Source organism: Streptomyces sp. DH12, assembly GCF_020873895.1.
In the GTDB taxonomy this organism is placed as follows: Bacteria; Actinomycetota; Actinomycetes; order Streptomycetales; family Streptomycetaceae; genus Streptomyces.
The window spans coordinates 1-395 of sequence record NZ_JAHWGT010001609.1; the positions used below are offsets into that span (position 1 = coordinate 1).

The 395-nt window shown below is 35.2% G+C and carries 1 pseudogene; it reads left to right on the forward strand.

The window, feature by feature from the left end:
- Positions 1 to 395 (forward strand): annotated as a pseudogene (locus tag LPA54_RS41330) (transposase); the annotation flags it as partial.

Sequence of the window (395 nt, forward strand, 5' to 3'; positions counted from 1 at the left end):
GCTTCTAATAGCTGAATATGAGTTTAAGCACGGCAAAGAATTTGCTCCTGTGAAACCTCGCAAAAACAAAGCGTTAGCTCCTAAGGATGTTATCTGTCCTAAGTGTGGTGCTCCACATACCTATCTTTACGATAATAACGGAGGCCGAGGACAATATCTTTGCAAAGTCTGTGATACCACATTCAATCCTAAAAATTACTATCAGAAATCCATAGTGTTAAGATGTCCTCACTGCAGTAAAACACTTGAAAGAATCAAGGCGCGTAAGGATTTCTACGTTTATAAGTGTAAGAATGATAATTGCTCTTTTTACCAAAATAATCTTAAATCAATGACAAAATCTGAAAAACAAGATTTTAAGAAGAATCCTGGTAAGTTCAAAGTTAGATACATAT